Genomic DNA, 6,827 nt, shown 5'->3' on the forward strand with positions numbered 1-6,827 from the left:
AAGATCACCTGCAGACGGCATGGCGGACTTCTCTCGTTGGTCGACTTTCGCGCTGTTGGCGCCGTTATTCGTTACGGATCGAATCCGCTTCCGTGGTGGAAGTGCGTGAGAATGTCGCCGGCTTCGATGGCTGCGCTGTAGATGGCGATGTCCTGCATCGCACCGACGAACGGAAACAGCGGGCTGGCAAGTTCGCCGGCAGGCTGCGGCCGCCGCGGCACGTAGGGCGCCGCCGCGCCGACCCATAGCGGCTGGGTGCTGTTCGGCACGTAGACGGCGGGGGCGACCTTGCCTTGCTGTACGCCGTTCACAAAGAGAGTCAGCGTCTGGGTCAGAGCCTCGAAAGTCAGCGCGAGATAGACGGGCTCAGCGGGCGTCCCGGCTCCGCTCAGCGTGATCGTGAGCTCGTCGCTGGGAATAACCGTGAAACCCGCGGCGCTGGTGCCACCGTTTCCGATCATGCCCGCCCAACGATACACGCCGGGCTGATTGTCCTCGGCCTTGGCGAATAGTGCGAAGCCCGTGCCTGGGCTTATGTCGCGCGAATCCACCACAAACCTGTTGCCGTGCGTCGCGTTGGCGTCCCAGTCGACCCGCACCCAGGCCTCAAGTGTGAACGATGTCAGCGGAATAAATTTGTCATTGAAAGGGACTTCGACGTAGCAGCCATTCACCATCACGCAAGCCGGCGCAGGCCGGTTCGGCAGCTGAACGACGTCGCCCGCCACAATTCCGGGCTGCGCAAATGCGACCATGCCCATGCCGGCATCGGCCGACAGAATGTCGGGTCCGGGCGGGTTGCCGACACTATAAGCCGGCCATGGATAAAGCGAAGGCGCCGTGGTTGAATCGATATAGTTGCCGTCGTTTCCGGAGATGAGTTCGGCCGCGGGCTCCGTATCCGCGCCTTCGAACAGCGGCCAATAGGCAATGATCGAAGGGGTCAACAGTACCGTCTTGCCGGTGTATTCGGTGACGGGCGTCCTGGGCAGCCCGGTTACGTCGAGAAAGCAGCCGACGAAGCAAAGCATCCCGACGATGCCGAGCAATACGACCGGAATCAAAATGATCAATGACGCGCTCATAACACCCACCGCATTGCCAATACCGATGACTTGTTGCGGTTGGATCAGCCCGATCCATCATCAGTATTATTTTATTTCCGGCACTTTTCGAAAATTAGAGAAAGCCAGAGAATTGAAGCAATTTCAGTTTTTGAAGTGTCATACTGGAGTACGGGAAGTCCCTTTCTCCGATCCGAATGTACTAATTATCCCCGAATAAAAGCAAGCCCGATCAGCCGGCAATCACCGGCAGGGCCGACGTCGCCTGCAGACGGCATGGCGGACTTTCGCTCGTTGGCCGACTCTTGCGCTGTTGACGTTGTTATTCGTTACGGATCGAATCCGCTTCCGTGGTGGAAGTGCGTGAGAATGACATCGGATTTGAGGGCTGCGCTGTAGATGGCGACATCCTGCATCGCGCCGACGAATGGAAACAGCGGGCTGGCAACGACGCCGGCAGGCTGCGGCCGCCGCGGCACGTAGGGCGCTGCCGCGCCGATCCATAGCGGCTGGGTGCTGTTCGGAACGTAGACCGCGGAGGTGGCCTTGCCTTGCTGTACGCCGTTCACAAACAGAGTCAGCGTCTGGCTCGCAGCCTCGTAAGTCAACGCAAGATAGACGGGTTCGGCGCTGCTCAGCGTGATCGTGAGCTCTTCGCTGGGAGCAACCGTGAATCCCGCGGCGCCGGAGCCACCGTTCCCGATCATGCCCGCCCAACGATACACGCCGGGCTGATTGTCTTCCGCCCCGGCGAATAGTGCGAAGCCCGTGCCTGGGTTCAGATCGCGGGAATCCAGCACAAACCTGTTCCCGTGCGTCGCGTTCGCGTCCCAGTCGACCCGCACCCAGGCCTCGAGTGTGAACGATGTCGGTGGAATAAGTTTGTCCTTGAAAGGAACTTCAACGTAGCAGCCATTCACCACCACGCAAGCCGGCGCAGGCTGGTTCGCCAGCTGAACGACGTCGCCCTTGACGATTCCGGGCTGCGCAAAAGCGATGGTGCCGGGTGCATCGGCCGACAGAACGTCCGGTCCGGGCGGGTTCTGGAGAGTATAGGCCGGCCATGGATAGAGCGAAGGCGCCGTGCTCGGATCGATATAGCTGCCGTTGTTTCCGGATATGAGGTCGACCGCGGGATCGGTATCCTTGGCTTCGAACAGCGGCCAATAGTGCATGATCGCGGGGTCCAACAGCACCGTGGTGCCGCTGTAGGTGGTGACGGTCGTCTGAGTACCAACGCCGGTCCCCTGCGTATTAAGTCCGCAGCCGACAAAGCAAAGCATGCCGACGACGCCGAGCAATATAAGAGGAAGTAGGACGACCAACGACATGCTCATCACGATTAACTCCGCTTTGTCGGCATCATTGACTGCCTGCGATCGGATCGGAGGGATCCAGCTTCAGTATTGTTTGGTGCTCCGGGATTTTCGATGGTTCAAAGATTTTTGACGGCTCAGAGCAGATTTTCGGGAATCTCCTCGTAATCGCTCAGGTTGCAAACGCATTGACGCGAAAATGATCTACTTTGGCGAAACGCGCAATAGGTCTCCCGATTCGGCTGCGCAAACTATCCCCAGACAAAAGCAAGCCCGGCCAGCGCGGCAATCACCAGCAGGACCGACGTGGCCTGCATGGCCGTCCTGTCGCGGCCTCCGGTCTCGTCCTCGCGCAAACTTTCAAGATACCAGCGCCCCAACCCGTAGCCGGCAAGCACGAGACAAAATATCGCCCCGGGGAACGGCGCGACGTTTCGCAGCGCGAGCGCCGCGCCGAACAGCATCATCGCAAACGCCATCTCCATCAGTTGGGTCGGGATGCGCCGCTGCCAGATCCCGTGGTGGTCCGGCAGGATAAGCGCAAACCAGGCGTCGCTCGGCCGGCCCCCGCAACATCCGTTGAGGAAACATCCGATTCGAGTAAAGGCCATCCCAAGCAGGATCGTGAGCACTGCCGCGTCCCAGAAACCGCCGAACGGCAGGCCCAATGAACGCAACAGCGGAATCGACAGCGGCACGGCCAGGATGAAGCCGCCATACATCGACATCCCGCCCTCATCGCGCCGCCAGATCCGGGCCGGATCGTGACGGTAGATGTCCCATCGGGTCAGCACGAAATAAAGCCGCGAACCGGCCAGTGCCGGTATCATCAGGATGGTCACGGCAATGGCAAAGCGGTCGGCGCTCAACCCTGCGCTTTGCGCGACATAGGCTCCGGCGAAGACGCCGGCGAGCAGGCCGACATAGAGCATCGCCGGGTAGCTGTAGATGTTGAGGCCGCGCCAGCTAATGAGAATCCTGCGCATGGCGGCTTCAGCGCAGCGTCAACAGGATGAGGCCCGTGCCGGCCACCAGCGCCGCGTCAGCCAGATTGAATACCGGCCACCGCCCGATTGCGACGAAGTCCACGACCGCGCCGCGATAGAGCCGGTCGAGAACATTTCCCGTCGCCCCACCGATGGCCGTGCCCACGCCTAGGGGCACAAGCGCCTCGTGGCCGAGCAAGCCGGTGTGCAGTATCAGCGCGGCCAACACGATCATCGCGGCCCACAAAGCAGCAAGCGCCGGCGTGCCCGCGAGCGCCGCCAATGTGCCTTGCCGGTTGAGTATGCATCGGATCGAAACGAACGAACGCGCCGGCACGGCGCCGGCAAGCGGCCAGCGCGCCAGGACAAACGCCTTGCTGACCTGGTCGGCCGCCACCACGAGCGCCGCCGTGAGCATCGATTCAAGCCAGATCACCAGCCCGGGCCTCTTGTCGCTCGCCGTGCCTCTCGTGAATTCAGAAACTTGGGCATAGTTACCGCCCGGGATGCCCGCGCGCAAGTTGGGACGCGCAATGTTGCGGCGCGCTTTGCATTTGAAATGCATCAGCAAGGCGCACGCCAAAGCGATGTCGCCGCTCATTTTGTCCTCTGCGCGCCCTAGCTGCCGCCAACGCGCCGTGCTTGGATGCGTCCGGAGCTGGGCAACGATAACCGCATTGCAGGGGGAAGAAACTCATGCCGGGTCCGCTCACGGGCATACGCGTACTGGATTTTACCGCAGTCGTGTCGGGACCCTTCGCGACGATGTTTCTCGCCGATCAAGGCGCCGATGTGCTCAAGATCGAGCCGATCGGCGGCGACAGCGTGCGGCGAAGCGGCGTCCCCGTCGACCAGGCCGGCGAATTCTCCGCACTGTTCATTTCGTCGAACCGCGGCAAGCGCTCGCTTTCGATCGACATGAAGAGCGATGCCGGCCGTGAAGTCCTGGCCAAACTGGTCGCGCGCGCCGACGTGGTGGTACAGAATTTCCGCCCCGGCGCCATGGAGCGCCTTGGGCTCGGGCCGGATCAGCTGCGCGCCCGCGATCCCCGCTTGATCTACGTTTCCATCAGCGGCGTTGGCGACACCGGTCCCTACGTCAAAAAGCGGGTCTACGATCCGATCATTCAGGGCCTTTCGGGTTTTGCCGATATCCAGTCGCAGGCCGTCACCAACCGCCCGCAGATGATCCGGACCATTGTCGCCGACAAGACCACGTCGGTTTTCACGGCGCAGGCGGTGTCGTCGGCTCTGTATGCCCGCGAAAAGACCGGGCACGGCGATCACATCCAGGTGGCGATGCTGGATGTGATGATCTCTTATCTGTGGCCCGAAGGGATGACGCAATACACGGTGGTCGGGGCCGAGCCATCAGATGTCGGGCCCAGCGACCGACCCGACCTCGTGTTCAAGACCAGCGATGGCTACATCACTGCCGGAACGCTGTCGGATTCCGAATGGCAAGGCTTCTGCAGGGCGTCGGGCGATCCGGAACTGGCAAAAGACGCGCGGTTTGCGACGCAGCGTTCGCGTACAGTGAATGCGACCGCGCGCATCCACAAGATGGCAGAATACATCGCGCAGGCGTCGACCGCGGAATGGCTGCAGCGGCTCGATGCCAATGATGTGCCCTGTGCGCCGATCCTTCGGCGCGGCGAAATCATCGTCAACGAGCAGGTCGTCGCGCGACAACTGATCGCCGAGTTCGATCAACCGACCGTCGGGCGGGTGCGGCAGCCGAAACCGGCGGCCCGGTTCGAGCGAAGCGAAGCGGAAATCGGCGGCCCGGCACCGCGGGTCGGCGAGCATTCGCGCGACGTCCTTCTCGATCTCGGTTACAGCGCCGGCGATATCGACAGGATGATCGCCGACAAGGTGGTGAGGGTTGCTGCCTCGCAGGGAGTTCCAAGTGTGTCAGCGCAATGAGGTGGCTTTGCTGGTCGGCGCGGGAGATGCGATCGGCGCGGCCGTAGCCCGCCGATTTGCAACCGGTGGCTACAAGGTCTGTATTGCGAGGCGGGACGCGGCGAAATCCGCAGCCTTGGTCGAGGAGCTGCGCGCCGAAGGATTCACAGCTCATGCATTCAGCGTCGATGCGCGGCAGGAGGCCGAGGTCAAGACTCTGTTTACGCGCGTCGAAGACACGGTCGGCCCGATCGCGGTCTGTCTTTTCAACGCAGGTTCCAACGCGAAGAAACCGCTGCTGGAGACGACTGCCACTCTGTTTTTCAAGGCCTGGGAACTGGCCTGCTTTGCCGGATTTCTGGTCGGGCGTGAGGCGGCGCATTACATGCTCAAGCGCGGCCGCGGCACCATCCTGTTCACCGGCGCCACCGCCAGCGTTCGCGGCAGTGCCGGCTTTTCGGCATTTTCATCGGCAAAATTCGGACTCCGCGCGCTCGCCCAGGCGACCGCGCGGGAACTGGGACAGAAAAACATTCATGTCGTGCATCTGCTGATCGATGCTGGCGTCGATAGCGCGGCGATCCATCAACGGATGAGGGCCGCCAGCGGCATCGACGCCAAGGACATTCCCCCGGACAGCCTGACCAAGACGACATCGATCGCCGAGGCGTACTGGTTCGCGCACCACCAGCCGAGGGACGGCTGGACGCACGAACTGGACCTGCGACCGTTCGGGGAGAAATGGTGAGATGCCGGACGCACCCAGGCTGACCCTGTGGGGAGTAGGCACCAGCCGAACCATTCGCGCTCATTGGGCGATGGCAGAACTCGGGCTCGCCTATCAGACACGCGCCATTGGCGCTCGTACCGGCGAGACGCAGACCGCGGAATACACCGCGCTCAATCCCCGGCAAAAGATTCCGTTGCTGCAGGACGACGATTTCTGCATCGGGGAAAGTGCGGCCATCGTTGCCTACCTCTCACGCACCTATTCCGAAGGTCGAACGTCGCTGATCCCGGAGTCTCCGCGCGACTATGCCGCATGGCTCGAATGGTCGTTTTTCATCGTCACGGAACTGGATTCCACGAGCCTGTATGTGATGCGCCGGCACAAGGCCGATGCCTTGGGGCACATCTACGGCACCGCACCTGAGGTCGTCGCGCGGGCGGGGGAATATTTCCGGCGGCAACTGCGCCACGTCGAAACCGCGCTGGCCGATGGCCGGACTTACCTGATGGGAGACCGCTTCAACAGCGCCGATATCCTGCTGACCACATGCCTGGAGTGGGCCATCGCCTACGATGTCGGCATTTGCGACAATGCCCATCCATATCTGGAACGTATCAAGAAGCGGGAAGCTTACCAGCGCGGCAGGATCGCCAATCTTCCCCCTGCGAGCGCGCGGCCAGCCTAGCCTAGAGCACGCTGTTTTTATACGGAAACATATCCAGAGTTTTTAAAGTAGTTGAGGCACTCCTCCTTGGAGAAGAGATCGAGGAGTTTGCCGACCTTTCGCCACGTTGCCTCGATGTCGCGAGGCTCAGCGGCGCGCATC

At 61.8% G+C, this 6,827-nt stretch carries 7 protein-coding genes; 3 read left to right on the top strand and 4 right to left on the bottom strand.

The genetic code is table 11. The features are described from left to right. Window positions 1-71: 71 nt before the first annotated feature. The 4 genes from VGP39_RS24910 to VGP39_RS24925 all read right to left on the bottom strand — a co-directional run bounded on the left by VGP39_RS24910 (window position 72) and on the right by VGP39_RS24925 (window position 3,967). On the bottom strand, window positions 72-1,085 hold the full coding sequence (locus tag VGP39_RS24910) for a LamG domain-containing protein (protein ID WP_327570750.1): 1,014 nt from the start codon (window positions 1,083-1,085) through the stop codon (window positions 72-74). A 308-nt stretch (window positions 1,086-1,393) separates the two neighbouring features. Further along, window positions 1,394-2,401 carry a LamG domain-containing protein gene (locus VGP39_RS24915; protein ID WP_327570751.1) on the bottom strand — a complete coding sequence of 336 codons (1,008 nt, stop codon included), beginning with the start codon at window positions 2,399-2,401 and terminating at the stop codon, window positions 1,394-1,396. 230 nt (window positions 2,402-2,631) lie between these two features. After that, window positions 2,632-3,366, bottom strand: coding sequence for a prolipoprotein diacylglyceryl transferase (locus tag VGP39_RS24920; RefSeq protein ID WP_327570752.1), 735 nt, complete (start codon window positions 3,364-3,366; stop codon window positions 2,632-2,634). 7 nt (window positions 3,367-3,373) lie between these two features. Continuing rightward, entirely contained in the window at window positions 3,374-3,967 is a 594-nt protein-coding gene (locus VGP39_RS24925; RefSeq protein ID WP_327570753.1) for a signal peptidase II, read from the bottom strand. Window positions 3,968-4,062: 95 nt separating this feature from the next. On the opposite strand from VGP39_RS24925, the gene VGP39_RS24930 reads away from it, so the two are divergent. From VGP39_RS24930 to VGP39_RS24940, 3 genes are read left to right on the top strand one after another with little or no spacing between them, the layout of a single operon-like run. Further along, window positions 4,063-5,292: a CoA transferase gene (locus VGP39_RS24930; RefSeq protein WP_327570754.1), complete on the top strand. Its 1,230-nt coding sequence runs from the start codon at window positions 4,063-4,065 to the stop codon at window positions 5,290-5,292. Beyond that, on the top strand, window positions 5,276-6,019 hold the full coding sequence (locus VGP39_RS24935; protein ID WP_327570755.1) for an SDR family NAD(P)-dependent oxidoreductase: 744 nt from the start codon (window positions 5,276-5,278) through the stop codon (window positions 6,017-6,019). The genes VGP39_RS24930 and VGP39_RS24935 overlap by 17 nt, the downstream gene beginning before the upstream one ends. Window position 6,020: 1 nt before the next feature. After that, on the top strand, window positions 6,021-6,686 hold the full coding sequence (locus tag VGP39_RS24940; RefSeq protein ID WP_327570756.1) for a glutathione S-transferase family protein: 666 nt from the start codon (window positions 6,021-6,023) through the stop codon (window positions 6,684-6,686). Window positions 6,687-6,827 lie beyond the last annotated feature (141 nt).

The sequence above is a fragment of the Bradyrhizobium sp. genome, from assembly GCF_036009065.1.
Lineage (GTDB): Bacteria > Pseudomonadota > Alphaproteobacteria > Rhizobiales > Xanthobacteraceae > Bradyrhizobium.

Excerpts from the sequence above, each read along its gene's own strand:
- VGP39_RS24910 (WP_327570750.1), bottom strand. The coding sequence starts at position 1,085 with ATGAGCGCGTCATTGATCATTTTGATTCCGGTCGTATTGCTCGGCATC.
- VGP39_RS24915 (WP_327570751.1), bottom strand. The coding sequence starts at position 2,401 with ATGAGCATGTCGTTGGTCGTCCTACTTCCTCTTATATTGCTCGGCGTC.
- VGP39_RS24920 (WP_327570752.1), bottom strand. The coding sequence starts at position 3,366 with ATGCGCAGGATTCTCATTAGCTGGCGCGGCCTCAACATCTACAGCTAC.
- VGP39_RS24925 (WP_327570753.1), bottom strand. The coding sequence starts at position 3,967 with ATGAGCGGCGACATCGCTTTGGCGTGCGCCTTGCTGATGCATTTCAAA.
- VGP39_RS24930 (WP_327570754.1), top strand. The coding sequence starts at position 4,063 with ATGCCGGGTCCGCTCACGGGCATACGCGTACTGGATTTTACCGCAGTC.
- VGP39_RS24940 (WP_327570756.1), top strand. The coding sequence starts at position 6,021 with ATGCCGGACGCACCCAGGCTGACCCTGTGGGGAGTAGGCACCAGCCGA.